This is a genomic window from Amycolatopsis alba DSM 44262, from assembly GCF_000384215.1.
Lineage (GTDB): Bacteria > Actinomycetota > Actinomycetes > Mycobacteriales > Pseudonocardiaceae > Amycolatopsis > Amycolatopsis alba.
The window spans coordinates 762672-787924 of sequence record NZ_KB913032.1 but is presented as its reverse complement, the minus strand read 5'-3'; the positions used below and the strand labels follow the sequence as shown (position 1 = coordinate 787924).

The 25253-nt window shown below is 69.2% G+C and carries 23 protein-coding genes and 1 pseudogene; 13 read left to right on the top strand and 11 right to left on the bottom strand.

The genetic code is table 11. The annotated features are described in order from the left end of the window. The first annotated feature begins 10 nt into the window (after positions 1 to 10). Positions 11 to 646, top strand: coding sequence for a TetR/AcrR family transcriptional regulator (locus AMYAL_RS0103505; protein WP_020629921.1), 636 nt, complete (start codon positions 11 to 13; stop codon positions 644 to 646). 105 nt (positions 647 to 751) lie between these two features. Next, a complete protein-coding gene (locus AMYAL_RS0103500; RefSeq protein WP_245192776.1) occupies positions 752 to 1906 on the top strand; it encodes a serine hydrolase domain-containing protein in 1155 nt (384 codons plus the stop codon). A gap of 462 nt (positions 1907 to 2368) precedes the next feature. Here AMYAL_RS0103500 and AMYAL_RS0103495 read toward each other — a convergent pair whose 3' ends face one another. Next, entirely contained in the window at positions 2369 to 3292 is a 924-nt protein-coding gene (locus AMYAL_RS0103495; RefSeq protein WP_020629919.1) for a LysR family transcriptional regulator, read from the bottom strand. A gap of 72 nt (positions 3293 to 3364) precedes the next feature. Here AMYAL_RS0103495 and AMYAL_RS0103490 point away from each other — a divergent pair, with 72 nt between their 5' ends. Next, positions 3365 to 4333, top strand: coding sequence for a DMT family transporter (locus tag AMYAL_RS0103490; RefSeq protein WP_020629918.1), 969 nt, complete (start codon positions 3365 to 3367; stop codon positions 4331 to 4333). Here the strand turns inward: AMYAL_RS0103490 and AMYAL_RS0103485 are convergent. Next, positions 4247 to 4732, bottom strand: coding sequence for a universal stress protein (locus AMYAL_RS0103485; protein ID WP_020629917.1), 486 nt, complete (start codon positions 4730 to 4732; stop codon positions 4247 to 4249). The two genes, AMYAL_RS0103490 and AMYAL_RS0103485, sit on opposite strands and share 87 nt — an antisense overlap. Positions 4733 to 4739: 7 nt before the next feature. Beyond that, complete coding sequence (locus tag AMYAL_RS0103480; RefSeq protein ID WP_020629916.1) at positions 4740 to 6314, bottom strand: MDR family MFS transporter; 1575 nt, start codon at positions 6312 to 6314, stop codon at positions 4740 to 4742. 86 nt (positions 6315 to 6400) lie between these two features. On the opposite strand from AMYAL_RS0103480, the gene AMYAL_RS0103475 reads away from it, so the two are divergent. Next, a complete protein-coding gene (locus AMYAL_RS0103475) occupies positions 6401 to 6982 on the top strand; it encodes a TetR/AcrR family transcriptional regulator (protein ID WP_020629915.1) in 582 nt (193 codons plus the stop codon). On the opposite strand, the gene AMYAL_RS0103470 is transcribed toward AMYAL_RS0103475, so the two are convergent. Next, the gene (locus tag AMYAL_RS0103470) at positions 6970 to 7860 is read right to left on the bottom strand and encodes a LysR family transcriptional regulator (RefSeq protein ID WP_020629914.1); all 891 of its coding nucleotides are present in this window, start codon (positions 7858 to 7860) and stop codon (positions 6970 to 6972) included. The two genes, AMYAL_RS0103475 and AMYAL_RS0103470, sit on opposite strands and share 13 nt — an antisense overlap. Positions 7861 to 7961: 101 nt before the next feature. Between AMYAL_RS0103470 and AMYAL_RS0103465 the strand changes: the two genes are divergently transcribed. Beyond that, positions 7962 to 8846, top strand: coding sequence for an NAD(P)H-binding protein (locus AMYAL_RS0103465; RefSeq protein WP_020629913.1), 885 nt, complete (start codon positions 7962 to 7964; stop codon positions 8844 to 8846). Positions 8847 to 8911: 65 nt separating this feature from the next. On the opposite strand, the gene AMYAL_RS0103460 is transcribed toward AMYAL_RS0103465, so the two are convergent. From AMYAL_RS0103460 to AMYAL_RS0103450, 3 genes are all read right to left on the bottom strand, one after another. Further along, positions 8912 to 10126 (bottom strand): glycosyltransferase, encoded by a 1215-nt coding sequence (locus tag AMYAL_RS0103460; protein ID WP_026466708.1) that lies wholly within the window; start codon positions 10124 to 10126, stop codon positions 8912 to 8914. 148 nt (positions 10127 to 10274) lie between these two features. Beyond that, the gene (locus AMYAL_RS0103455; protein ID WP_051137499.1) at positions 10275 to 10943 is read right to left on the bottom strand and encodes a helix-turn-helix transcriptional regulator; all 669 of its coding nucleotides are present in this window, start codon (positions 10941 to 10943) and stop codon (positions 10275 to 10277) included. A gap of 200 nt (positions 10944 to 11143) precedes the next feature. Then, on the bottom strand, positions 11144 to 11791 hold the full coding sequence (locus tag AMYAL_RS0103450; RefSeq protein ID WP_020629910.1) for a TetR/AcrR family transcriptional regulator: 648 nt from the start codon (positions 11789 to 11791) through the stop codon (positions 11144 to 11146). Between the two features lie 140 nt (positions 11792 to 11931). Between AMYAL_RS0103450 and AMYAL_RS0103445 the strand changes: the two genes are divergently transcribed. Next, positions 11932 to 13368, top strand: coding sequence for an amidase (locus AMYAL_RS0103445; RefSeq protein WP_026466707.1), 1437 nt, complete (start codon positions 11932 to 11934; stop codon positions 13366 to 13368). A 453-nt stretch (positions 13369 to 13821) separates the two neighbouring features. Here the strand turns inward: AMYAL_RS0103445 and AMYAL_RS0103440 are convergent, their stop codons facing one another. Beyond that, complete coding sequence (locus AMYAL_RS0103440) at positions 13822 to 16065, bottom strand: ATP-binding protein (RefSeq protein WP_020629908.1); 2244 nt, start codon at positions 16063 to 16065, stop codon at positions 13822 to 13824. Between the two features lie 93 nt (positions 16066 to 16158). On the opposite strand from AMYAL_RS0103440, the gene AMYAL_RS0103435 reads away from it, so the two are divergent. Further along, entirely contained in the window at positions 16159 to 16803 is a 645-nt protein-coding gene (locus AMYAL_RS0103435) for a helix-turn-helix transcriptional regulator (RefSeq protein WP_020629907.1), read from the top strand. An 11-nt stretch (positions 16804 to 16814) separates the two neighbouring features. Here AMYAL_RS0103435 and AMYAL_RS0103430 read toward each other — a convergent pair whose 3' ends face one another. Continuing rightward, positions 16815 to 17384, bottom strand: a complete 570-nt coding sequence (locus AMYAL_RS0103430) for a helix-turn-helix transcriptional regulator (protein ID WP_020629906.1) — start codon at positions 17382 to 17384, stop codon at positions 16815 to 16817. Positions 17385 to 17854: 470 nt separating this feature from the next. On the opposite strand from AMYAL_RS0103430, the gene AMYAL_RS0103425 reads away from it, so the two are divergent. The 5 genes and pseudogenes from AMYAL_RS0103425 to AMYAL_RS45565 all read left to right on the top strand — a co-directional run bounded on the left by AMYAL_RS0103425 (position 17855) and on the right by AMYAL_RS45565 (position 22685). After that, a complete protein-coding gene (locus AMYAL_RS0103425; RefSeq protein ID WP_026466705.1) occupies positions 17855 to 18382 on the top strand; it encodes a toxin-antitoxin system HicB family antitoxin in 528 nt (175 codons plus the stop codon). Positions 18383 to 18434: 52 nt separating this feature from the next. Further along, positions 18435 to 19280 (top strand): DUF4097 family beta strand repeat-containing protein, encoded by an 846-nt coding sequence (locus AMYAL_RS0103420; RefSeq protein WP_020629904.1) that lies wholly within the window; start codon positions 18435 to 18437, stop codon positions 19278 to 19280. A 35-nt stretch (positions 19281 to 19315) separates the two neighbouring features. Beyond that, complete coding sequence (locus tag AMYAL_RS0103415; RefSeq protein ID WP_020629903.1) at positions 19316 to 20266, top strand: daunorubicin resistance protein DrrA family ABC transporter ATP-binding protein; 951 nt, start codon at positions 19316 to 19318, stop codon at positions 20264 to 20266. After that, positions 20263 to 21051 (top strand): ABC transporter permease, encoded by a 789-nt coding sequence (locus AMYAL_RS0103410; RefSeq protein ID WP_020629902.1) that lies wholly within the window; start codon positions 20263 to 20265, stop codon positions 21049 to 21051. Before AMYAL_RS0103415 ends, AMYAL_RS0103410 begins: the two co-directional genes overlap by 4 nt. 387 nt (positions 21052 to 21438) lie before the next feature. After that, positions 21439 to 22685 (top strand): annotated as a pseudogene (locus AMYAL_RS45565) (HNH endonuclease signature motif containing protein). Positions 22686 to 22952: 267 nt separating this feature from the next. Here AMYAL_RS45565 and AMYAL_RS0103400 read toward each other — a convergent pair. Further along, entirely contained in the window at positions 22953 to 23723 is a 771-nt protein-coding gene (locus tag AMYAL_RS0103400; RefSeq protein ID WP_020629898.1) for a TetR/AcrR family transcriptional regulator, read from the bottom strand. Between the two features lie 84 nt (positions 23724 to 23807). Between AMYAL_RS0103400 and AMYAL_RS0103395 the strand changes: the two genes are divergently transcribed. Further along, positions 23808 to 24491: a DUF2306 domain-containing protein gene (locus tag AMYAL_RS0103395; RefSeq protein WP_020629897.1), complete on the top strand. Its 684-nt coding sequence runs from the start codon at positions 23808 to 23810 to the stop codon at positions 24489 to 24491. A 20-nt stretch (positions 24492 to 24511) separates the two neighbouring features. Here AMYAL_RS0103395 and AMYAL_RS0103390 read toward each other — a convergent pair whose 3' ends face one another. Beyond that, positions 24512 to 25231 carry an ABC transporter permease gene (locus AMYAL_RS0103390; RefSeq protein WP_020629896.1) on the bottom strand — a complete coding sequence of 240 codons (720 nt, stop codon included), beginning with the start codon at positions 25229 to 25231 and terminating at the stop codon, positions 24512 to 24514. Between the last annotated feature and the right edge of the window lie 22 nt (positions 25232 to 25253).

Sequence of the window (25253 nt, the reverse complement as noted above, 5' to 3'; positions counted from 1 at the left end):
AGTGAGAGTGGTGACCGACCGTTTGACTCGGATCCCGCGTTCCGACGCCCAGGACAACCGCGAGCGCATCCTCGAAGCGGCTCGCGCGCTGTTCGCCACCGAAGGCCTGAACGTGCCGCTGCGGGAAGTCGCGCGCCGCGCCGACGTCGGCCCCGCCACGCTGTACCGCCATTTCCCGACCAAGGAGATCCTGGCGACGGAGGCCTTCGCCGACCAGATGTGCCTGTGCCACGTCATCGTCGACGAGGGACTGGCCGACCCGGATCCGTGGCGTGGGTTCTGTTCCGTGATCGAGAAGATCTGCGAACTGCACTCGCACGACCGGGGCTTCACCGCGGCTTTCGTGTCGGCCTTCCCCAAAGCGGTCGACTTCACCACGGGCCGCGACCACGCGCTCAAGGCGATCGCGGAGCTCGCGGGCCGGGCGAAGGCCGCCGGGAAACTGCGTCCCGACTTCGTCCTCGAAGACCTGATCCTCATGCTCATGGCCAACAACGGGATCCAAGCCGCTTCGCCCGCCGCGGAGGTCGCGGCGTCCCGGCGGTTCGCCGCGCTCGTCATCCAGGCCTTCCAGGCCGTGCCGGAACAGGCATCGCTGCCGCCGGCGGCGCGGTTGGCCCTCGTGATGCCGGGAATGATCGTGTAAGGGCTGAACCCTGAGAAGGCCCCGCCACGGCTAGCACTGCGGGGGTAGGCGGTTTCCGCCTCGATGCCGATGCCGGTCGGGCCGATGCTTCGTAGTTTTGCCGGTATGAAACGAACTTCAGTGGTCATCGCCGCGGTGTGCGCGGCAACGCTCGTTTCCCCGGCCTTCGCGTCCGCGGCATCGCAGTCGCAGCGGACCTTGCAGCATGACGCCGACGTGCTCGTGGCGAACGGCTCACCGGGCGTGCTCGTGGAACTGAGCACGGCCCAGGGCAGCGTCAAGGTGCGCAGCGGTCACGGTGATCTGCGGACCAGGACCCCGATGCCGTGGAACGCGCATTTCCGGATCGCCAGTTTCAGCAAGACGTTCCTGTCCGCGACGATGCTCCAGCTCGTCGGCGAGGGCAGGCTTTCCCTGGAGGACACCGTGGACCGGTGGCTGCCAGGGGTGGTGAGCGGCAACGGCAACGACGGCCGCGCGATCACCGTCCGGCAGCTCTTGCAGCACACCAGCGGCCTGCACGACTACATGGCGGAACTCGACCTCTTCACCGAGAAAGGCTTTCTGCGTCACCGGTTCGACAGGCTCAGCGCGTCCGAGGCGGTGAAGCTCGCGGTCGGGAAGCCGCCGGAGTTCGCGCCGGGAACGAGCTGGCAATACTCCAACACCAACTACGTGCTCGCCGGGATGGTGACCGAGAAGGTGACCGGCCGGGACTGGCGGCAGGCGATCACCGACCGCATCGTCCGCCCGCTCGACCTGCGGGAAACGACCTTGCCCCACACCTCGCCGTTCCTCCCCGCCCCGCATGCCAGGGGCTACGACCGGTTCGTCGTCGAGGGCTCGAACCCGCCGCGGCTCGGACGGCAGGTGGACGTGACGCTGATGAATCCGTCGATGGGCGGCGGAGCGGACGGTTCGATCAACAGCACCACCGAGGACGGCAACAAGTTCCTGCGGGCGCTGCTGGGCGGCAAGGTGCTCAAGCCCGCGTTGCTGGCCGAGATGAAGAAGACCGTGCCCGCGCCGGGACTCGGGGAATACGGGCTGGGGCTCAAGAAGCTGACCAGCTCCTGCGGCGCCTTCTGGGGCCACGGCGGCTCGCTGCCCGGCAACTCGACGGGCAACGGCGTGACCGAGGACGGCAAGCGCAGCGTGATGGTGTCGCTGAACACCCTGACGCCCTTCAAACCCGATGCCGAACTGCCTTCGGGGAATCCCCTGGACCCGGTGATCGACCACGCGCTCTGCGGTCGTTGATCACCTTCGTGAGTGGCGTTTCGCGTTCTATTGAGGGGTAAGGCAAACGTGTCCTGGCGGGCGGCGAGTCCGTGAAGGCCTCCTTCACAGACTGCACGTGGACGGGGTGCGAGGGGTCACTGAAAGTGAGGGGTGTGTGGAAATAGGGACGTTCAACGTCCCTGTTTCCACACACCCCGTCATGACAGGACCTGTCACGCGGGACCGTGTGGATTTCTGCGCGTCCAACGCACCAAAATCCACACAGTCAGTGCCACAAAGTCCGGCGGCTCACAGACTCGCCGCACTTCGGGATGTCTCAAAGGGGGCCTTCAGGACGGTGAACGTCCCACAGGGGGCCTTCGAGACACGGCGCACACCCCAACGACACGACACGTTTGACTTACCCCTCAATAACCCGAATCGCCATTCACGACCAGCTGGACCGACCGGCCACCGGCGCTCCTGTCCGCTTGGAGGCCTTCACGAACCTTCCGCGCCCCAGGAGCGGGCCGCCTCGACCAGGGCCGCGACGCATTCGGCGACGGCGGGCCGCGTCTCACCCTGAGGCTGCACGGCATAGAGCTGCCGGTGCAGCGCGGGTTCGAGCGGGGCGCACACCACGGTCGGCGGCGCGATCGTGGTGGCCATGCTCGGCACCACCGTGACCGCGCCGAGCCCGGCGACGACGGCGAACTGGGTGCCGAACCCGCTGACCGTATGCCGCACCGTCGGTTCGATGCCGCGTTCGCGCAGGGTCTGGCGGATCCAGGCGTTCGCCAGGGTGGGGCGGGCCCAGGCGACCCAGATCTCGTCCGCCAGGTCCTCGGCGCGGATCGAGTCCGCGCCTGCCAGGCGGTGCCCTGCCGGGAGCACGATCGTCGCCGCGTCGTCGCGCAGGACGGTCCATCGGGTGTTCGGCGGCCGGGTGAGCGGCAGGTTCTCCCAGCTCTCGACGACCACGACGTCGAAGACGCCGTCGGCGAGCGCGGGAAGGGCGTCTTCCGGTTCGACCTCGTGCAGCCGCGCTTCGATACCGGGGTAGCGGACGGCGAGACCGGTGAGCGCGGGCGTGATGAACGTGTGCACCCCGGAGGGGATGGCGCCGATCTCGACGACTCCGGTGGTTTCCCCGGTGAGCGAGTCCAGGTCGGCGCGGGCGGCCCGGAGTTCGGTGAGGACCCGGTCCGAGCGCTGCGCGAGCAGCAGCCCCGCCGGGGTGAGCCGGACGCCGCGCCCGTGCCGGACGAGCAGCGCGGTGCCCGCCTCCCGTTCCAGTTTGGTCAGCTGCTGGGAGATCGCCGACGGCGTCACGTGCAGCAGTTCGGCCGCCGCGGCGAGCGAGCCCCGGCGCCACACCGCGTGCAGCATCCGCAGCCGCTCCACATTGGACAGATCGCCACTCATTAGCCGAGCTTAACCCTCGGGGTAAGAGGATCTCGCTGGTCCTCCCCTGCTTCGTGCGATCGAATCAAAACCATGGCCCACCAAAGAATTCTCGCCGATCCGCGGGCACAGGGAGTCCTCGGAGCCCTCGCGATCGCCCTGTCCGCCCCGCTCGTCGCGCTGTCCGGCGTGAGCTCGACGACGGCGACGTTTTTCCGCTGCCTGTTCGCGTTGCCGATCCTCGTGCTGCTGGCACGGACGCGGGAGCGCGGGCACCGTCCCACCCCGGCCGCGCGACGGCGGCACGTGCTGGCCGGCGTCCTGCTCGGGATCGACATGGTGCTGTGGAGCGAAGCGATCTTCGCCGTCGGCGCGGGCGTCGCCACGGCACTGGTCAACGTCCAGGTGGTCCTCGTCCCGCTGGCCGGGCTGCTGTGGTTCGGCGAACGGCCGTCGCGGCTGTTCTGGTTGTCGATCCCGGTCATGCTGGCGGGAACGGCACTCGCCGGCGGGCTGGCGGACGGCGGCGCCGCGGGCAGTGACCCCTGGTACGGCACCGTCATGGCGATGCTGGCAGGCATCGCCTACGCCGGCTACCTCATCCTGCTGCGCCGGGCCGGAACCGAAGGCGGCGGCCACACGACGATGCTCGCCACGGCGACCGCGGCCTCCGCGAGTGTCGGCGGCCTTTCGGGGCTGGTGGCGGGAAACCTCGACGTCACGCCGCCCGCCTCGGCGCTGCTGTGGCTGCTCGCGCTGGCCGTGACCGCGCAGGTGCTCGGCTGGCTCCTGATCGGGAATGCCCTGTCCGCGCTCCCGGCGAGCGGCGGGTCCGCCGTGCTCATGCTGCAACCCGCCGCCGCGATCCTGTTCGGCGCCATCCTGCTCGGTCAGTGGCCGACCTCGCTGCAACTCGCGGGCTGTGCGCTCGTCGTCGCCACGGTGGGAGCCGTCTCCCTGCTGGGCGGCCGTCGGTCAAGGAACGACGAGCACCGGCCAGTGCCCGGTCTTGATGAGCTTGGTCGCGACCGACCCCGCGAACCGGTGACCGGCCTTCTGTGAGGCGCCGACCACCACCGTGTCGACCTGGCTGCGGTCGGCGGTGTCGCGGAGCGCGGTGTACGGATCGCCGAAGATCTTCAGGAAACTGACCGGCACTTCCAGTTCTTCGGCCGCCTCGCGGATCTGATCGCGGAGTTCGGCGTAGAGCTGCAGTGTCGTGTCGTGCTCCACCGTCGCCGCGACAGCCGGTCCGAGGTTGGCCAGCGCCGTGCGGCAAGCGACGAAGGCGACGATCAGCCTGCCGCTTTCCCGCCGTGCCATGCCGAAGGCGAAGGCGGCCGCCCGCATCGCGGTGTCGGAGCCGTCGACCCCGGCCAGGATGGCCCGCCCCGACCGGTGCCGGGGCGGGCCGAAACGCTCCACAGTGGACTCGAAGGCCCCGGCGGCGTTCCCGTTCATCGCGCGCCTACCGCGCGACCGGGTCGGCAGCCTGGTCTTCCGTCTTCGTCTCCACGTCGAGGGTGGTGCGCAGGGTGAGCGGCTTGAGCAGCAGCGCCGCGATCACGCCCACGACGCCCACCGCCGCGGAGATCAGGAAGATGTGCGCGGTCGCGTCGCCGTACACGGTGTGCACGATCGTCTGGACCTCCGGCGGCAGCGCTTTGAGGTTCAGCGCGCTGACACTGCCCGTCGACGCCTGGCCCTCCGGAACGTGCAGCGCGGCGGACAGGTCGGCGGTGACCCGGTTCGCGAGCACCGCGCCCAGCACCGAGACCCCGATGGTGCCGCCCAGCGACCGGAAGAACGTGACCGACGCGCTCGCCGAGCCCAGGTCCCGCAGCGGCACGGTGTTCTGCACGGCGAGCACGAGGTTCTGCATCGTCATGCCGACACCGATGCCGACGACCGCCATCGCGATGCCGACCAGCCACAGCGGCGACGCGTGGTCGACCGTGCCCAGCCCGAGGAACCCGATCACCAGGGTGATCGTGCCCGCCACGATGTACGGTTTGATCCGGCCGGTCCGGCTGATCAGGCGACCGGAAACGGTCGAGGACACCAGCACGCCCGCCATCAGCGGGATGGTCAGCAGCCCGGCTTCGGTGGGGGAGTAGCCGCGGCCGACCTGGAAGTACTGGCCGAGGAACACCGCGCCGCCGAACATCGCCATGCCGACCGCGAGGCTCGCGATGATCGCCAGCGCCGGGGTGCGCTGGGTGATGATGTGCAACGGCACCACGGGTTCGCGGACCTTGCGTTCCACCATCAGCGCGAGCGCGAGGAGCACGACACCGCCGGCCACCATGACGGTCGTCTGCCACGAAAGCCAGTCGAAGCTGTTGCCGACGAACGAGACCCAGATCAGCAGGACACTCACGCCCGCGGCGATGAGACCCGCGCCGAGGTAGTCGACCTGGACGTTCTCCCGGCGCACCGTTTCCAGCTTCAGGGTCCGCTGCAGCACGATGAACGCCGCCACCGCGATCGGCACGCCGACGAAGAAGCACCAGCGCCAGCCCAGCCACGGCACGTCCACGATCAGGCCGCCGAGCAGCGGGCCGCCGACCGTGGCGACCGCCATGACGGCGCCGAGGTAGCCGTTGTACCGGCCGCGTTCACGCGGCGGGATGATCGCCGCGATCACGACCTGGACCAGCGCCTGCAGCCCGCCGACGCCGATGCCCTGGAACGCGCGCGCGGCGATCAGCTGCCCGGTGTTCTGGCTGAACCCGCTGATCATCGATCCGATCACGAAGATCACGATCGCGACCTGGACCAGGGTCTTCTTGTTGAACAGGTCGGCGAGTTTGCCCCAGATCGGGGTGGTGGCCGTCGCCGCCAGCAGGGTGGCCGTGACCACCCACGTGTACTGCGTCTGCGAGCCGTTCAGCGAGCCGATGATCAACGGCAGGGCGGTCGACACGACCGTCGAACTGATCATTGCCACGAGCAGCGCGAGCAGCAGCCCGGACAGCGATTCGAGCACCTGGCGGTGCCCCATCGCCTCGGACGGTGCCTCCGCCGTTCCTTCGGTCTTCATGGCGTCCTTTCGAGCGTTCGGGCAATTATTGCCCACTGTGCAAACTTGCACAGTGAGAACTTTATTCCCCTCGCTACGCTGTCCTGGTGGACACCCTCGACACGCTCCGCACCCGCAAGAAGGCGGCGACGCGGCAGTCACTGCACGAGGCCGCGCTTCGCCTGGCGATGGAGCACGGTCTCGACGGCGTGACCGTCGAGGACATCGCCGACACGGTGGGGGTGTCCCGGCGGACGTTCTCGAACTACTTCGCGAACAAAGAGGACGCGATCCTGTACGCCGACCGCGAGCGGACCGGGCTGCTGGTGACGCTGGTCGAGGGCAGGCCGCCCGGCGAGAAGCCGTGGCAGGCGCTGCGAGCGGCGTGCCAGGACCTGTACCGGGCGAACCCCGTCCCCGACCGCGAATGGGTGGCGCAGCTGAGGCTGCTGCGGCGGCATCCGTCGCTGCTCGCGCGGCAGGCCGGTGACCAGTTCGCCCTCGAACGCGACCTGATCGCGGTGCTGCTCGCCAGGGGGCACGGCCTCGACCAGGAGCTGGCCCGCCTCACCGCGGCGACTTTCCTCGCCGCTCTGCGGACCGGGAACATCCTGTGGCTGGAAGGCCCGGACGATCAGCCGCTTCCCGAGGTCGTGGACAGGGTGCTGGGCCGCGTTCAGCTCCGCTGAGTGAGGGCGAACGCGCTCGTCACCACCGTGGTGGCCGCTCTGACGAAGGCGGCGACGGCCGGTGAGCGGGAGTCCTGCGGCCACATCACGGCGAGGGTCGTGGGCTCCAGATCGTCGACGGCCAGGTACGCGATGCCCGCCCTGCGGTAGCGATCCGCCACTGAAACGGGCAGGAAACAGACGATGGTGCCCAGTTCGACCAGTTTGAGGATCTGCGTCAGGTCCGAGACGGGACCGTGGGGCGCCACGGCGGCTGGCTGCCCGGTCGAAGGGCCCTGTTCGGCGGGGGCGCCGTCGGGAAGGAGCCTGCCATCCAGATCCGACAGGGTCAGCCGTGACCTGGCCGCCAGCGGATCGTTCGCCGCCAGCGCCACCAGCCGGGGCTCGGTCAGCAGCGGCTCGAAGTCCAGGCGGCGCGCGTCGAAGGGGGAGGGGACGAGCGCCACGTCCGCCCGGCCGTCGCGGAGCTGCACCGGCTGCTCGCCTCGGCCGCCGAGGATCAGTTCGACGGGCAGGGCGCCTTCCTCGGCCTCGTAGGCCTCGATGATCTGCGGCAGGCATCCGGCGTCGTGGTCGGCCTTCAGCGCCAGCCGCAGCCGTCGATCGGGACGGCCCGCCTGCCTGACCCGCCGTTCCGCCGCGGCGATCGCTTCGAGCGCGGTCCTGGCGTCCCGCAGGAACACCTCGCCCGCTCTCGTGAGCGCGACCTGGCGGGTGGTGCGTTCGAGCAACTGGACGTCCAGGCGTCGTTCCAGGTCCTTGATCGCCCTGGACAGCGGCGGCTGCGCCATCGAAAGCCGCTCGGCCGCGCGTCCGAAGTGAAGCTCCTCCGCGACGGCCACGAAGTAGCGGAGCTGCCGCGTCTCCAGATCACTCATATCCCCAGGGTATCAATGGCGACCGAGCCGGTCCTTCAGCCCGGCGCCTCTCCTGACTTGACTGGGTGACGTCGAAAACCCCCTAGCACCACGGAGTCTTCATGATCGTCGTCACCGCGCCGACCGGACAGATCGGCAGCAGGCTGCTCGGCACCCTCCTCGAAAACGGCGAGCCGATCCGCGTGATCGCCCGTGATCCCGCCCGGCTGGCCGATCACGTCCGTGAGCGCGTCGAGGTCGTCAAGGGCTCGCACAGCGACGCCGGTGTCGTCGACGAAGCCTTCGCCGGCGCCGACACCGTGTTCTGGCTGGTCGCCGCGGACCACCGCGCCGAGAGCCTCGAAGCCGCCTACCTGGACTTCACCCGGCCCGCTTGCGAGGCCTTCGAGAAGCACGGCGTGACCAGGGTCGTCGGCGTCTCGGCACTGGGCCGCGGCGTCGGGGAGAACGCCGGATACCTGTCGGCGTCGTGGGCCATGGACGACCTGATCGCCGCCACGGGCGTGCACTACCGGGCGCTGACGATGCCCACGTTCATGGACAACCTGTTGTGGCAGGCCGGGTCCATCGGCAAGGACGGTGTCTTCTTCGCGCCGGTCTCTGCCGACCGCAAGGCGCCGACCTGCGCCACGCGCGACATCGCCGCGGTCGCCGCCGGGCTGCTGCTCGACGCGTCGTGGCACGGCGTGGCCGACGTCCCGGTGCTCGGTCCGGAAGACCTGTCCCAGAACGATCTCGCGGCGATCATGTCCGACGTCCTCGGGCGGCCGGTGCGCTACCAGCAGGTCTCCATGGACGCTTTTCGTGCGACGCAACGCGAACACGGCTGGTCCGAGGCGATGGCCCAGGGCATGGTCGACATGATGCTCGCCAAGGAAGCGGGCATCGACGTCGCCACGCCGCGGACGCCGGAGGCCACCACGCCGACGACCTTCCGCCAGTGGTGCGAAGAGGTGCTCAAGCCGGCCGTCTCTTCGGTGAGCTGACCTTCCGTTGTCCGTGAAGGCCTCCTTGAGGGACTCTGAGTCCCTCAAGGAGGCCTTCACGGACTTTAGGCTTTGGCCGTCTCCAGGAGTAGTTTCGCCGCCACCGCGGCTCCATCGGTTCGGATCGTGCCGGCCACGGCTTTCGCCCGCGCGCCGGTCTCGGGGGACAGGACCGTCGTGAGCGCGGCCGACAGGGACTCGACGGTAGGCGCCGGATCCTGGTGCGCCACACCGGTTCCCAGTTCGGCCACGCGCGACGCCCAATACGGCTGGTCCGCGATCCGCGGGACGACCACCTGGGGCGCGCCCGCCAGTGCGGCCGTCGTCGTGGTCCCCGCACCGCCGTGGTGCACGACGGCGGCCACCCGGCGGAAGAGCGCCTGCTGATTGACTTCGCCGACGACGAAACAGTCGTCGGCGTCGTCGATCGCGACCAGTCCGGCCCATCCGCGGGCGAGCAGGATCCGCCGCCCCAGCGCCCGCAGCGACTCGATGGCCACACGGGCGATGTCCTTCGGCGCGTACGCGGCCATGCTGCCGAAGCCCACGTACACCGGCGGCTCACCGGCGGCCAGGAACTGTTCGAGCTCGTCCGGGAGCGGGCGGTCGTCGGGCCGGATCCACGCTCCCGTTTGGACGATGTCGAGATCCGTCATCCCCTCCGACGGGCACAGGACCGCGTCGGCGGCCAGCCACGGACTGCCGGTGAAGACGTGGTCGCGGACGTTGTCCACCGGTGGCAGCCCGATCGCCACGCGGTGCTCGTTGAGCGCGCCGCCGTACAACGCGTTCACCCGTTGGGCGTCCTGCTGCCACAGCACCCGGTTGTCGGTCTCGCCTTCCGGGGACGGCGTGCCCGGCCGCAGCCCTGGGGCGAAATGCCGCGACGGCAGCCCGAAGATGTGGAAACACGCGTACACGTAGGGGATTCCCAGTTTCTCGGCCACGTCCCGCGCGCCGGCGGGCAGCAGTCCGGTCGCCAGGATCGCGTCGCATCCCTCGGCCGCCTTGGCGAGCGTCTCGAAGCGGGCGGCGACCAGCGCCGGGGCGAGCTTCAGCGCGTCTTCCCCCGTCGGCGGCTTCGGCCCGGCGACCACCGAGTGCACCGTCGGGCCGAGCGGCACCGACGGCACACCCGCCCGCTCCAGCAACGTCGCGAACTCTTCGTCCGGCGGCGCGCACACCACCGCTTCCGCGCCGAGTTCCCGCACTTCCCTCGCGAGTCCCACCAGGGGTTCGACATCCCCGCGAGATCCCCACGTCGTCAGCAAAACACGCACTTCGTGACTCCCCGTTTCCGCAGCTACCGGCCTTCGGCGGGCAATTCTGCGGGACGAGGGGGGTCTTGCCGCAAGCCCCGGTGTCGGCTATAAGTTGAAGGGGGCGAGGAAAAGCCCCTTTCTCTCGTCCACTCTGGACGGACCCCCTTCAGATCGACCCGGTGCGCAGGGCGAAGGCGACAGCGTGCGTGCGGTTGTGGAGGCCGTACCGCGACATCACCCGATGGAGGACGTTCTTCACCGTGCTCTCCGAATAGGCGAGTTTGGCCGCGATCTCCTCCGTGCCATGGCCGTCGGCGAGCAGGCGGAGGACCTCCCGTTCGCGGTCGGACAGGCCGGACAGCGCGAGCCCGTTGGGCACCAGCAGGTCTTCCTGGATCCGTTCGAGCTGCGAGAGCAGGCTGCCCTGCAGCCGCGGCGGCAGGGCGCCTGCGCCCTGGCTGACCGCGAGAATCGTCCGCACCAGGTGTTCGCTGTCGAGGTCGCGCCGCGGCAGCAACGCGGCCATCCCGCATTCGATCGCCGTCATCAGGACCTGGACCGGGAAGTGATCGGTGACGATCACGCATCTCGGTGGCGACGTGAGCGACGACGCGGCGCGTACTTGGCGCAGGAACGCGAAAACCCCGTCGCCGATGGAATCCCCGACCGTCACGATCACTTCGGCCGGCCCCAGGTCGGTGTCGGCGAGCACGTCCAGCCGTTCGTCGGCGCCGAGAATGCTCGTCGTGCCGAGCCCGGCCAGGAGGTCCGGGGCATGCACGGCGACTCTGACGCGATCGGTCCTCCTGGCGGTCTTCTCCCCTTGAATCAACATCGAAGTCCCTATCCGAAGCGCTCGGAAACCCGGAAACGGGTGGCGTGAATAGCTATCGCACTACTTAGAACCTATAACGTTACAACGTTGCATGTCAACCGCGCGAGCCTCGCCTCCCACGGATGGCGGCAACACAGGGCAAGACGCCCGAAGCACGGAAAAGGTTCAGTGCGAATGTGATCGGGCTTGGCAGACGCTGGTCAGCGCGTCGTGAGATCGTCCAGCTCGTCTGCGATCAACAGATCGGGGTCGAATTTCATTCCGGTGAAGTGGCCGGCGAGTTCGAGCGAGAGCACGCCGTGCAGGCGGGTCCAGAAGGCGAGCGCACGGTGCAGGGTCGCGGACGTGCCCGGATCGTCGCCCGCCCAGTCGCGGTGGCCGTCCAGATGCTTGTCGAACGCGGTTTCCGGGCTGTCCACGGTGATCGCGCGGCACGCGTCGAGCAGGACCGCCATGACCTCTCGCGAGATGGCGGTGGTGTCGTCGGGCGCGTGGTAGCCGGGGACGGGAGTGCCGTAGATCAGGAAGTAGCGCTGCGGGTCGCTCCTGGCCCAGTCCCGGATGGTGACGGCGAGCCCGCTCAGGTCGGCACCCGCTTCGAACGCGGCCCGGACGGTGTCAGCGAGGCTGCGGTAGGCGTCGCGGATGAGCGCGGTGATGAGGTCGTCGCGGCTGGCGAAGTACCGGTACAGGGCAGGACCGCTCATCCCCACCTGCTTGGCGATCGCGTTGAGCGACAGCGCGGGGACCCCGGCGGCGGCGATCTGCTCCCACGCGTGCTGCTTGATCTCCGCGCGCACCTGGTCGCGGTAGCGCTCCCGCGGGCTCTGCCCGTCCGCGTCCGTCATCGGCCCTCCCGCTCCGTCGGCCCGAAGCTTAGTTGGCGCTCCGGGTGCCGAGGTATCGAAGGGGCATGATCCGTTGCACGAACCGCCCTGATCGACGGGAATCACCGGAAGTCCCGTCGCGGGTGATCGACACTGGCCTCATGACTGGCGACGATTTCACCTGGCTGGACGCGACGGCCCAGGCGGAACTGGTCCGTACGGGACAGGTGTCACCGCTGGAGCTGCTCGACGCGGCGATCGCGCGGATCGAAAAGCTCGACGTCGCCCTCAACGCCGTCGTCAGCACCCGGTTCGACCAGGCCCGCCGGGAGGCCGTGACCGCGCGGGCACAGGGCCCGTTCCACGGTGTGCCGATGCTGCTGAAGGACTTCCTCTGCCACACCGCGGGCGATCCGGTGCACGGCGGCATGCGGGTCCTGCGCGACCGGGATTGGCGCGCCCCGTCGGACTCGTACCTTGCCGCGCGCCTGCGGGCCGCGGGGTTCCTGTTCTGCGGCCGGACGAACACGCCGGAACTGGCGACCAGCATCACCACCGAACCGCTCCTGTACGGCGCGACCCGGAATCCGTGGAACCCGGCGCGGTCGCCGGGCGGGTCGAGCGGCGGATCGGCCGCCGCGGTGGCCGCGGGCATGGTCCCGGTCGCGCACGGCAACGACATGGCGGGCTCGATCCGGATCCCGGCGGCCGCCTGCGGGCTGGTCGGGCTGAAGCCGAGCCGCGCGCGGACCAGCCTCGGGCCGGAGTTCGGCGAGTACTGGGGCCAGGTCACCCACGAACACGTCCTGACCAGGTCGGTCCGGGACACGGCGGCGGTACTCGACGTCACCGCGGGCGCCGCGCCGGGCGATCCCTACAGCGCACCGCCGCCGGACCGTCCTTATCGGACGGAGGTCGGCGCGGATCCCGGTTCCCTGCGGATCGGATTCCGGATCACCTCGCCCGGCACCTGCGAAACCGCGCACTTCGACAGCGTCGCCGCCGTCGAACGAACCGCCCGCCTGCTCGAATCGCTCGGCCACCGGGTCGAGCCCACCGCGGCGGCCGCGCTGGACGCGCCAGGGATGTTCGACACCATGCCCGCCCTGCTCGCGGCCGTGGTCACCTGGGAACTCGACGCCTGGTCCGAGCGGCTCGGGGAACGGCTGCCGTCGTCCGTCCTGGAGCCGATGAACGCGATGCTCGCCGAGGCAGGCCGATCGGTCACCGCCGTGCAGTGGCTCGCCGGGTCGCTCTTGTCGCAGCGGTGGGCCCGCGGTGTCGCGGCGCTCTGGGAGGACGAACTGGACGTCCTCCTCACCCCGACGTCACCCGCGCCGCCCGCCGCACTCGGCGACCTGGCCCCGGACGCGAAGTCCCCCGAGGAACTGGCCGCCGGGATCGCCACCGGCGCGGCGTTCACGGCGCCGTTCAACATCACCGGACAGCCCGCGATCTCCTTGCCGCTGCACTGGAACGCCGAGGGACTGCCGATCGGCGTCCAGCTCGTCGCCGCCCAGGACCGCGAGGACGTCCTCATCCGGCTCGCCGCCCAGCTCGAGGAGGCCGCGCCCTGGTCGGCGAGGCGCCCGACGTGAAGTCCGTGAAGGCCTCCTTGAGGGACTCTGACTCCCTCAAGGAGGCCCGGTATTTGTTCACCTGTGCCTGACCTGCGCGAGGGTGGTGGTTGCGTGGGTGTGTTCCGGTCACAGACCTTGATCAACGGAGGATTCGGGACGCTCAGCGTCCCCGATCTTCCGTTGATCAAGGTCGTGCCTGCCATGAACCTGACGGGGGAGGATTCCGGACGTTCAACGGCCGGAATTTTCCCCCGTCGACCACACCGCCGCCCAGCACAAGCCCCGCCCGGCACCAAGACGAAACAGAGCCCGCCTGTGAAGGATTGAGACGTTCACTATCCCAAATCCCTCATCAACGAGACCGAGCGTGGAAGATCCAGGACGTTGAACGTCCCAAATCCTCCACACCCGACCGCCAACCGCACCAACGGGTAAGCAAATACTGCTCCCTCAAGGAGGCCTTCACGGAGCTCAGGGTGACGGCAGCGATGCCAGCTCAGCCGACGCCTGTTCCCGCCAAGCGCTGAACGACGGCGAGGTCGAGAGTTCCACGGCCAGGGTGAAGCACTCCCTGGCCTCCTCGAAGGCACCGGCTTCCCGCCAGGCCCGTCCCTCGCGGATCGCGCTGATGACCTCCAGCCCGTCGAAACCGCCTTCCCACGCGAGCCACCTGCTGGCGCGGAAGTGGCCCGCCGCCTCCCGCCATTCGGCGAGACCGCCGAGCACGTCACCGATGGCGCGCAGGGTCAGGGTCTTCAACAGCTGATGGAAACCGGGGTAGGTGTCGCCGGCCAGTCGTTCGGCGTCGGACAGCACGGCCCGGTGCACGGCGAGCGCTTCGGTATGCCGCCCGGCGTTGAGCAGCGCTCGTCCGTACATGTTCCGCGCCGTGGTTTGCCCGTCCCAGAACGGCAATTCGCTCGCCAGGTCGTACCCGCGCTTCGCGAACTCGAACGCCTCGTCGCTCTCTCCGATCAACCGCAGCACCTGGCCGAGGTAGATGGATGCCCAGGTCTGCTCGACGCGGTCGCCGATCCGGACGGCGAGGTCGAGCGCGCGGCGGTGCGCCGCCACGGCGCCTTTGTCGTCGCCGAGACAGACACTGCTCGCCCAGCCGACGAAGTTGAGCAGTTTCGCCTCGTCACCGGTGTTGCCGAGTTCGCTCGCCGCGGCCGCGCCGAGCGAGAAGATCTCCCACCACGGCCGCTGGGCACTGCGTCCGTCGGAATACCAGTGCAGTGCGATGGCGAGACCGCTGACCTCCCGGTGCCAGCCCTTCCGTGCCGCCACCCGCTGCGCGGCGACCCAGTTGTCGCCCTCGACGTCCAGCCAGCGGGTGAGCTCGTCCCGTGAGCCGAATCGTCCGGACTCCGGCGCCTTGGGGTAGAACAACTTGGCCGCTTCGGCCGCCTTGTCGAGCAGGTGGGCGAGCACGGTGTCCCGCTCGGCGGGGTCCTCCTCCGCCTCGAACCGCTCCTCGGCGAACAGGCGGATCAGGTCGTGGAACTGGTGACGTTCCGGCTCGGCCGCGGTCTGCAGGAGGCTGGCGTCGACGAGTTCGTCGAGGTACTCGTGGACGTCGACGGGGGAGGCACCGGACACGACGCCCGCGAGTTCGAGGCCGAAGTCCGCGCCCGGCACGGTCGCGAGCCGCCGGAACAGCAGGCGCGCCCCGGCCGAGACCGCGCGATAGGACAGGTCGAACGCCGACCGCAGCTGAAGATCGCCCGCCGCGAGCGCGCGCAGCCGGGTGCCTTCGTCACGCAGCCGGTCGGCCAATTGGGCCAGTGACCACTGCGGCCGGGTGGCGAGCCGGTTGCCCGCGATCCGGACCGCGAGCGGCAGGTATCCGCACAGCTCGACGAGTTCCCGCGCGGCGGCGGGTTCCGCGCGCACCCGGTCGGCGCCGATGATCTTGGCGAGCAGGCCGGTCGCGCCGCCGTCCGAAAGCGGTTCGAGCGCCAGCCAGCGGGCACCCTCGAGCCCGGCGAGCGTGCGACGGCAGGTGATCAGGGTGAGGCAGCCGGGCCCGGTGGCCAGCAACGGCCGGACCTGCGCCTCGTCGGCGGCGTTGTCGAGCAGCAGCAGGACCTTCCGTCCTTCGAGCAGCATCCGCAGCAACGCCGACCGTTCGCCTTCGGAGGCGGGGACCTGCCCCGGCGCGACGTCCAGCGCGCGCAGCAGCCGGTCGAGCGCGGCCCTGGCACTCAACGGTTCCTCGTCCATTCCGCGCAGGTCCACCGCGTAACTGCCGTCCGGGAAATCCGGGCGCCACCGGTCCGCCGCCGTCACCGCGAGCGCGGTCTTCCCCACGCCTGCCTGCCCGACGATGGCGACCACGCCGCCGCCCTCGGCGACTTTCGCGGACAGCTGGTCCAGTTCGCTTTCCCGGCCGGACAGATCCGACGGCGGCGTGGGCAGCGCGCAGGTCGCCGCGACCTGGGCGGCGAGCGCCGGGTTCCGGCGCCGTCCCTGTTTGGCGACGGTCAGGAAGAACTCCCGGTCACCGCCGGTCAGGCCGAGCGCGTCCGCGAGCACTTCGGCGGAACGCTGCTGGGCGGCTCGCGCGCGGCCGCGTTCCAGCTCGCGCAGGGCGCGGACGCTGATGCCGGAGGCCTCGGCCAGCCGCCCCTGTGTCCAGCCCGCGGCCCGGCGGTGTTCGAGCAGGAGCTTTCCGAACACCGACCGCGTCTCGTTCGCATCCACCGGTTCCACCGCGGTCCATTCAACCGGCAGGCTTCCGGTGGCGAAAAGCTGCCCCCTGCTTCCGCTTGTCCCGCCTTCTCCGCGGCCGGTTACCTGGAAGGCATGTCGACGACCATGACGACACCCGTCCGGCCGGTCCTCCGGACCGAGGAACGCCGTGAGATCCGCGTCGCCGTGCACGCCGGTGATCCGCTCGTCCGGGCGGGCCTGCGCAGCGCGCTCGGCGACGGCCCCGGCATCACCCTGCGGGACGACCCGGAGAAGGCCGACGTCCTCGTCGCGGTCGCGGGGAACGAGCCGCACCGGATCCCGGCAGGCCCCGCCCGGCTGGTGCTGATCGCCGATCAGCCCAAGCAGGCGGAACTGTGGGCCGCGGTGGAACGCGGGCTCGCCGTCGTCGTCGCGCGCTCCGAAGCGACGCCGGGACGGCTGTTGCGCGCTGTCGCCGACGCCCACGCCGGCCGCGGCGATCTGCCCGCCGACCAGCTCGGCAGTCTGCTCCGGGGAATTTCGCGGCTGCACAAGGAAGTCCTCGAACCGCGCGAACTCACCCTCAGCGGTCTGTCGCCACGGGAGACCGAAGTGCTCCGGCTGCTCGCGGAGGGGTTCGACACCGGTGAGATCGCCCGGCGGGTGGCGTACTCCGACCGGACCGTGAAGAACATCCTGCACGGCCTGCTCAGCCGGTTCGGCTTACGCAACCGCACGCATGTCGTGGCCTACGCGCTTCGCGAAGGCCTCATCTGACGGGGCGCCTTTCAGATGACACCCTCCCGGATCGCGTAGGCCACCGCGTGCGACCGGTTCCGCAGCCGCAGCCGGTCGGTGACGGCGTAGATGATGTTCTTCACCGTTCGTTCCGAGTAGGAGAGTTCGGTGGCGATCTCCTGCGTGTCGAGCCCGTCGGCCATCAAGCGCAGGACGTCGATCTCCCGTGACGACAGCGCGGCCCCGGCGGGCCCGCTCGGCTCGAGCATCTCCCGGTGGAGCCGCTCGGCGTGTGCGGCCAGCCTGTCGAGCAGGTCGGACGGCGGGCCCGCCCCGCCCGCCGCGGCGACGCGGACGCTGTCGGCCACCCGTGAGTCGGTCGCCGCCGACCTCGGCAGGATGGCGACCACCCGGCACGCCACCGCGACCGCGAGCCCGCCTTCCTCGATCCGGTCGGTCACCAGCACGATCGGTTTGCCGAGTTCGACGGTGACTTCGCGCAGCGCGGTGACCGCGTCGGCCGAAAGCCGGTCGAAGGCGGCGACGACGACATCTGTTTCTTCCCGTGTGCGGCCGTCGACCACTCGCACGGACGCGCGTGTGTCGAGAAGATCGGCCATTCCGGCCTTCGTGATGGGGTCCAGGGCACAGACGCTCACCCGAACTGCTCGCATGTGTTCCCTGTCCACTGTGGATCATCGATTGTCAAGAGCCGCCAGTACAGAAAGCCTTGCCCGCGCGAGCGCGCGGACCTCTTGTACGGTGGAGACCGGGTGGCGACCCGCCTCGGTGACCCCCACACCTGACGGTGGGTCGCTCCCTTTTCCGCGCGGCTCGCGGCAATTCTTCCCGCTGGAAATAGCCGCGGCAATCCATTGCGCCGGATCTGCTTTCCGCGCCAGCGGAGAATGGCCGAATGGGCAGTCCCGATGTCTTTCGGGACAGAAACGATTGCCAGGACGCTCGCTTGTTCGGCACAAATGGTCACTCTCGGTGATTATAGCCCTCTGAGCTGCTGAAACGCCACTTTGGCGCACGATGGCGCCAACTGGCACTTGCGACGGCGCCATCGTGGTGCCATGATGGCATCATGGATTTGACGCCCTTTGTGGACAACGTTCGCCGGGAGCTCGCCGTCGCCGCCGAGGCGGGGGGAGCCGAGGCGAGCGCCCTTGCCGAACGCTTGACCGCGCCGCTCGCGTCGGCCATCCGTCTCGCGCTGCTGGACGCGTTGTCCGCCGCGTCGGACGAGATCACGCGGGACCTCGCGCCCGGTTCGGTCGAGGTCCGGCTTCGTGCCGGGGAAGCCAGCTTCGCCGTCACGCTTCCCGCGGTCGAGCAGGCCGCGCCCGCCGCCGTGGCGGCACCGGAACCCCCGATGCCGCCATTGCCCCCGATTCCGGACGAAGAGGGGGCCACGGCCCGGATCAACTTCCGGTTGCCGGAACAGCTCAAGGCACGCGTCGAGGAGGCCGCGGCGGCACAAGGCCGTTCGGTCAACGCGTGGCTGGTGCGGGCCGCTTCCGCCGCGCTGCGGCCGTCGGAACAGTCCGCCCCGCCCGCCTCGCCGAGCAGCGGTCCCCGTGCCGCGCAGCGCTACACCGGCTGGGTCAGCTAGACCCCGCCCGACCAGCACAAACACCGATCACACCACTTTTGAGGGGACAACCATGCCTTCTTTCGCCACCCCGGAACCCATCCTCGCCGACCTCGAGCCGGTCGTCGGCAACGTCCGCATCGTCGCCGGAGACCGCGCCGAAACGGTCGTCGAAGTGGCTCCGCTCGACGAGAACAACGACTCCGATGTCGACGCCGCGAAGCGGACCGTCGTCGAGTTCTCCGGCGGCACACTGACGGTCCGCGCGCCGAAAATGCGCCTGCTCGACTTCTCCAACCGGTCGAGGTCGATCGAAGTGACCATCGAACTGCCCGCCGGTTCCCGTGTGCAGGGGAGCACCGGCCTCGGCGACCTCACCGTGACCGGGCGGCTCGGCGCGTGCCGCTACAAGTCCGGGACCGGGCACATCCGGCTCGACCACGCCGGTGAGCTGAAGCTGCACTCCGCGTCCGGGAACATCGTCGTCGAGCACGTCGACGGCAACGCCGACATCAGCACCAGCTCCGGCCGCGTGCACGTCGGCGAGATCTCCGGTACCGGCGTGGTCAAGAACTCCAACGGCTCCACCACGATCGGGAAGGCCGGTGATTCGATCCGGCTCCGTTCGGCCAACGGCGACCTCACCGTCGACAAGGCCGAAGCCGGTGTCGAAGCCAAGACCGCCAACGGTTCGGTCCGCGTGCTCGACGCCGCCAGGGGCAGGCTCGATCTCGACACGTCGATGGGGGACATCGAGATCGGCGTCCGTGAGGGCAGCGCGGCGTGGCTCGACGTGAACACCGGCTTCGGCCGCGTCCTCAACGACATGGCCGCCGCCGGCGCGCCCACCGCCACGACCGACAAGGTCGAAATCCACGCCGGCACCTCGGTCGGCGACATCATCGTTCATCGCTCCTGACCCTGTCGGGTCCTTTACATACCAGGGGAATCCACATGAGACACTCGGCCATCTCCGCGACCGGCCTGCGCAAGGCATACGGTGACAAAGTCGTCTTGGACGGCGTCGACCTGCACGTCCCGACCGGCACCGTCTTCTCCTTGCTCGGCCCCAACGGCGCGGGCAAGACCACCACGGTCAACATCCTGTCCACTTTGGTCGGTCCGGACGCCGGAGGCGCGACCATTGCCGGAGCCGATCTGGCCACCGATCCGGACGGCGTCCGCGCCGCCATCGGCGTCACCGGCCAGTTCTCGGCGGTCGACAACCTGCTCACCGGTGAGGAAAACCTGTTCCTGATGGCGGATCTGCACCATCTGCCACGCCGCGCGGGGCGTAAGCGCGCCGCCGAACTGCTGGACCGGTTCGAACTGACCGACGCCGCGAAGAAGACACCGGCCACTTTCTCGGGCGGTATGCGCCGCAAACTCGATCTGGCGATGACCCTGATCGGTGATCCCGAGGTCATCTTCCTCGACGAACCGACCACCGGGCTCGACCCGCGCAGCCGCCGCACGATGTGGCAGATCATCCGCGACCTCGTCGACAGCGGCGTGACGATCTTCCTCACCACGCAGTACCTGGAGGAGGCCGACCAGCTCGCCGACCGCGTCGCCGTGCTCGACGGCGGCCGGATCGTCGCACTGGGCACGCCCGACGAACTGAAGCGGCGCGTCCCCGGCGGGCACATGCAACTGAAGTTCCCCGACACCGGCGCCTTGCGCGACGCGACCCGCGTGCTGCAATTGTCCACTTCGGACGAAGAGGCCCTGATGCTTCGCGTGCCGACCGACGGCACCGTCACCGCCCTCCGCGCGGTGCTGGACCGGCTCGACGCCGAGGCCGTCGCCGTCGACAGTCTCACCGTGCACACCCCGGACCTCGACGACGTGTTCCTCAGCCTCACCGGTCACCGGACCGAAGCGACCAAGGAGATGGCCCGATGACCACCCTGTCCCTGTCGATGCGTGACTCGGCGACCATGCTGCGCCGCAACATCCGGCATATGCAACGGTATCCGTCGCTCACCATCATGCTGATCGGCCAGCCGATCGTGTTCCTGCTGCTGTTCGTCTACGTTTTCGGCGGCACACTCGGGAACGGGCTCGGCGGAGGTGGCGGCAGAGCCGAGTACGTCGGTTACGTCACGCCCGCCATCCTGCTCGTGACCGTGTGCAGCGCCGCGCTCGGCACCGCGATCTCCGTGGCGACGGACATGACCGAAGGCATCATCGCCCGGTTCCGCACGATGGCGATCAGCAAGGCGTCGGTCCTGACCGGACACGTCATCGGCGCGTTCATCCAGACCGCGTTCGCCCTGGCCGTCGTCTTCGGGGTCACGCTGCTCATCGGCTTCTCGCCGACGGCGGGCGTCGGCGAGTGGTTCGCTGTCGTCGGCGTGCTGTTGCTGCTGACCGTCGCGCTGACCTGGCTTTCGGTCGCGCTGGGCCTGGCGGCCAAGAGCGTGGAGACGGCCAGCAACACACCCATGATCTTCATGCTGCTGCCCTTCCTCGGCAGCGGGTTCGTGCCCACCGATTCCATGCCCGCCTGGCTGCGCTGGTTCGCCGACTACCAGCCGTTCACCCCGGTCATCGAGACCATCCGGGGCCTGCTGCTCGGAACCCCGATCGGCAGCAGCGGCTGGCTCGCGGTCGGCTGGTGCGTCGTGCTCTCGACCGTGGGGTACGTGTGGTCGAAGTCCCTGTTCGCCAAGGAACGTGACCGCTGAGCCTGAGTGAAACCGGGGGTCGCCCCGTGCCGGACGCCATTGTGGTTCCGGTACGGGGCGTTGGCTCGTGAATGGCAGGTCGGTTCTGGTGAGAGGTGCGCCGAATGTGGCACACGGGATCGTTGACTTGTTGTCGTGTCTTGAAGGCCGCCTTGCCCGGTAGGGGCCGCGAAATTCCTCTCCGTCAGCCCGATACGTCATCCATGTCTGATCATTGAATGCGTATGACGGTGAGGCTTGGCTGCTCACCCGGCCGAGTCGCTGACCAGTAAGCCGTCCGGCATGTGGCGGATACGGCTCGCCGCCACAAAGCGAAATATCTTCAATTCCCTTTCGGGAAACCGTTTCACGTTCGCACACTTGTTCGATTGTTGGTATTATCGTGGGGTGTCCAGCCAACGGATCCTCGAACCGCCACACGAGCTGTGGCGTGCCGGTGCGCGGGAGCTCGCGCACGGTGTGGTCGAGCGCATGTCGTTGGCACGCCAGGCCTTGGCGGAGGTCGGGCAGTTCCTGGTGGAGATCGAGTCCCGTGGCCCGATGGAGCTGTTCGGGCATGGCTCGACGGCGGGCTGGTTCGCCGAAACCGCCCGCATCAGCCCGAAGGAAGCCCGCGACACTGTGGCGCGGGCGTTGGCGGTGAACGAGACCCGGAACCTGGACGGCACCCCCGCGCCCGCCTTCGCCCCCATCGCGGGGGCGGCCGCGGCCGAGGGCGACCTCGGCCCTCAGCAGCTGGACCCGCTGCTGGCGGTCTTGAAGAAAATCCCGGCCGACGTGTCCGCGGAAGACCGATCAGGGGCGGAACAGATCCTGGTCAACCTCGCCCGCCATGCTGGTCCGCAGCAGATCGTCAACGGCGGGGCTGAACTGCTGGGCCACCTCGACCCGGATGGCAACGAACCCAAGGACGACGACCTCACGCCACCGTCCCGCGAAGTGCACCTGCGGAAGCGTGATGACGGCTGGTGGCGGCTCAACGGCCTTCTCGACCCCGAATTCGGTGCAAGAGCGAACGCGTTGTTCGAGACCTGGGGACAGCGAAGACCCGTCGACGAGGACGGCAACCGCGACCCCCGCACCCCGGCGAACGCCACGGCGACGCACTCTTCGACGCCATCCACTACGCGATGACCAATGAGAAGGCGCCGACGTTGTCCGGAGACCGGACCACGATCGTAGTCACCATCCCCCTGGACACTCTGACGTCAGGCTTGGGGTGGGCGTGCGTGGACGAGGTCACCCAAATCACCGCACGCCACGCCCGCCTGCTCGCCTGCGACGCCAAAATCATCCCCGCCATCCTCGGGTCAGAGAGCGAACCACTCGACATCGGCCGCGCCGCCCGCACCGTCACCCCCGCACAACGCCGGGCCCTGAACCTCCGCGACCACGGCTGCGCCTTCCCCGGCTGTCACCGCAAACCCAAACACTGCGAAGCCCACCACCTTCTCCCATGGGGACATCTCGGCGACACCGACCTTGGCAATCTGTGCCTGCTGTGCCGCTATCACCACATGGTCATCCACGGGCAATCCGGCTGGAAAGTCCAACTGGCCACCGACGGACGGCCCGAATTCATCCCACCGCAATATTTGGACCCGCTACAAAAGCCTCGCCGTAACCACCGCTGAACCCGAGGAGTCCGCCACCATCACCGGCGACGGGCCCCTCGGCATGCCCAGGGCACGGAGACATCGGCAGGGTGATCGAATCGGGGGGCTCCGCCAGAGCGGTGATCCTGGCAGCGCCCCGTTTTCTTCGGGTGTCGAGTCCGTCGCACTTGCTGGTCTCAGAGGCGCCAGCAGCCACAGCGAAGCCGCACTCGCCGCAAGGCTGAATTCACAACCCAAAGCCCCCGCAGGGTCCCGTGACCACTCACGAGACCTGCCTGCCCGGCCTCAGGACTGCTTCGCCACCCAGGCCTCGATGCCGTCCAGGAAACGGTCCACTCCGAACCCGAGTTCCGCCGGCAGTGCCCCGGCACTGACCTCCTCGTGTCCTGAATGGACAGTCGTCTCCGTCGCGTGCACGACGGCCAGCGCGGGGTACTCGCCGGGGTCGACGAGCTCGGTCAATGCCCGCGCCAGTTCGGTTTCGGTGTGCGGGAGCCCGCCGTCGGTCTTGTACGCGCTGTTCATGTCCAGGCTGATCTGCGCCGTGCCGCGGACGACGGCGGTCAGGTGCAGGGCCGCGGCCCTCGCCTCGCCGGGGGCGAGCCCGGCCTTGAGCAGTGGGCGGAGCAGGCGGTCCAGCCAGGCGAGATGGTTGGGGCCGATCGGGGTGTGGTCGAGCGGGACGCGCAACAGCCAGGGATGCGTCCGGAAGCCCGCCCAGAGCGCGCCTGCCCAGCGCCGGACGGCGTCACGGACGTCCTCCGCGTCGTCGAGTTCGGGTGGTTTCGCGGCCGCGACGTCGGCCATGACCTCGAGGAGCAGGTCCTTGCCGGGAATGTGGTTGTAGATCGACATCGTCGAGTAGCCGAGTTCGGTGGCGACCCGCTGCATGGAGAGCGCGTCCAGGCCCTCGGCGTCCGCGACCTGGATCGCGGCCCGCGCGATGCCCTCCACGGTGAGCTGCGGCCGCGGCCCGCGCCTGCCAGGGGTGCGCCCGGCCCACAGCAGCGCGAGGCTGCGCTGGAGATCCGGGCCCTTGCCGTCACGTGTCGCCATCCGCCCATCCTAAAACTCTGTATGACGTACGTTTGCGTGTATGGTGTACATAGTTTCTGGCCGTCTTCTCCTGAACGGATCACCATGACCTTGTTGAACGCGCCCCGTTGGTGGCGGCGCCCCTGGATCGTGCCGTTGATGCTGGTGGCGGGCGCTTTCCTGGCCTTCTCTTTGCCGCCCTACCTGACCTTCGACCCGGCGGAATCGCGGCTCGAGCCGCCGCCGGGCAACGACTTCTACTACCCGCTGCTCGTAGCGCACGTCCTGTTCGGCACGGTCGCCATGGTGACCGCCTGCTTCCAGGTCTGGCCCGCGTTCCGGGCCCGGTACCGGCGCGGGCACCGGATCACCGGCCGGATCTACGTCTTCGCCGGAGCGCTCCCCGCCGGTTTCGTGGGGCTGTACATCGGCTGGCACACCGCCGCGGGCCCGTCCGTGCGGGTGGCCAACCTGGTCGGCTCGGTGCTGTGGATCACCGTCACGATCATCGGGTTGCGGATGGCGCGTCAGCGCCGGTTCGCCGATCACCGCAGGTGGATGTCCCGCAGCTTCGCGCTTTCGATGTCGATCGTGCTGAGCCGGGTGATCAACATCGTCGCCACGATCGTGCTGACGCCGCAGGTCGCCACCACCTTCGGCGGCAGTGAGGTGCTCATGAAGTACAGCGCCACGAGTATCGGGGCCTGGCTCGGCCCGTTGCTCCTGCTGGTGCTCGCGGACTTCGTGCTGGAGCGCCGCAAACCCCGAAAGAGCGCTCCGGCGGGGTAGACGCGTCCGACCGGGACGGTCTACCGGCGCGGTTCCCACCGGAACATCCGGGAAGCCAGGACGACGGCGACGACGACCCAGGCCAGCGTCGGGGCCAGCAGGAGCAGCGAATCGCCGACGGCGACGCCACCGTTCCAGGCGTCGACGGCGAGTTCGGTGGCCGAGCCACCCGGCAGCAGCCGCTTGAGCAGGGTCAGGTCATCGGTGCCGGAGATACCGACCCAGCTGGCCACGGCGATCACGCCGAGGCTGACCGGCAGGGTGGTGACCTGGGCGTGTTCGGGGGAGTTGGTGAGGCCGGCGGTGGCCAGGCCGAGGCCGATCATCATGGCGACGGTGGCGAGCACGGCCACCACCAGCAGGCCGACGTTGGCCGGTGTTTCGGCGATCACGCCCAGCACGGTCAGGATCACGGCCACCTGGACGAGCGCGATGGCGGTGACCGGCAGCACCAGTCCGACCAGGATGGAGGCGTCCCCGGCCGCGGTCGAGCGCAACCGCTTGAGGAACAGGTTCTGCCGTCGCGAGGCCAGTGTGGTCACCGAGCTGGTGTAGAGACCGAACGCGCAGACGGTGAACATCAGGATCGCCGCGACGTAACCCAGGCTGCCGATCTTCTCGAAGAGTTCGTGCTGGTAGACGAAGAACGCGCAGATCGCGAGGGGCATCACGAAACTGGTGATCAGGACGGAGCGGTTCCGGAAGATCTGGATCAGCTCGCTGCGGGCTATCGAAAGCATGACTGGAGTCCTTTGTGGAGTG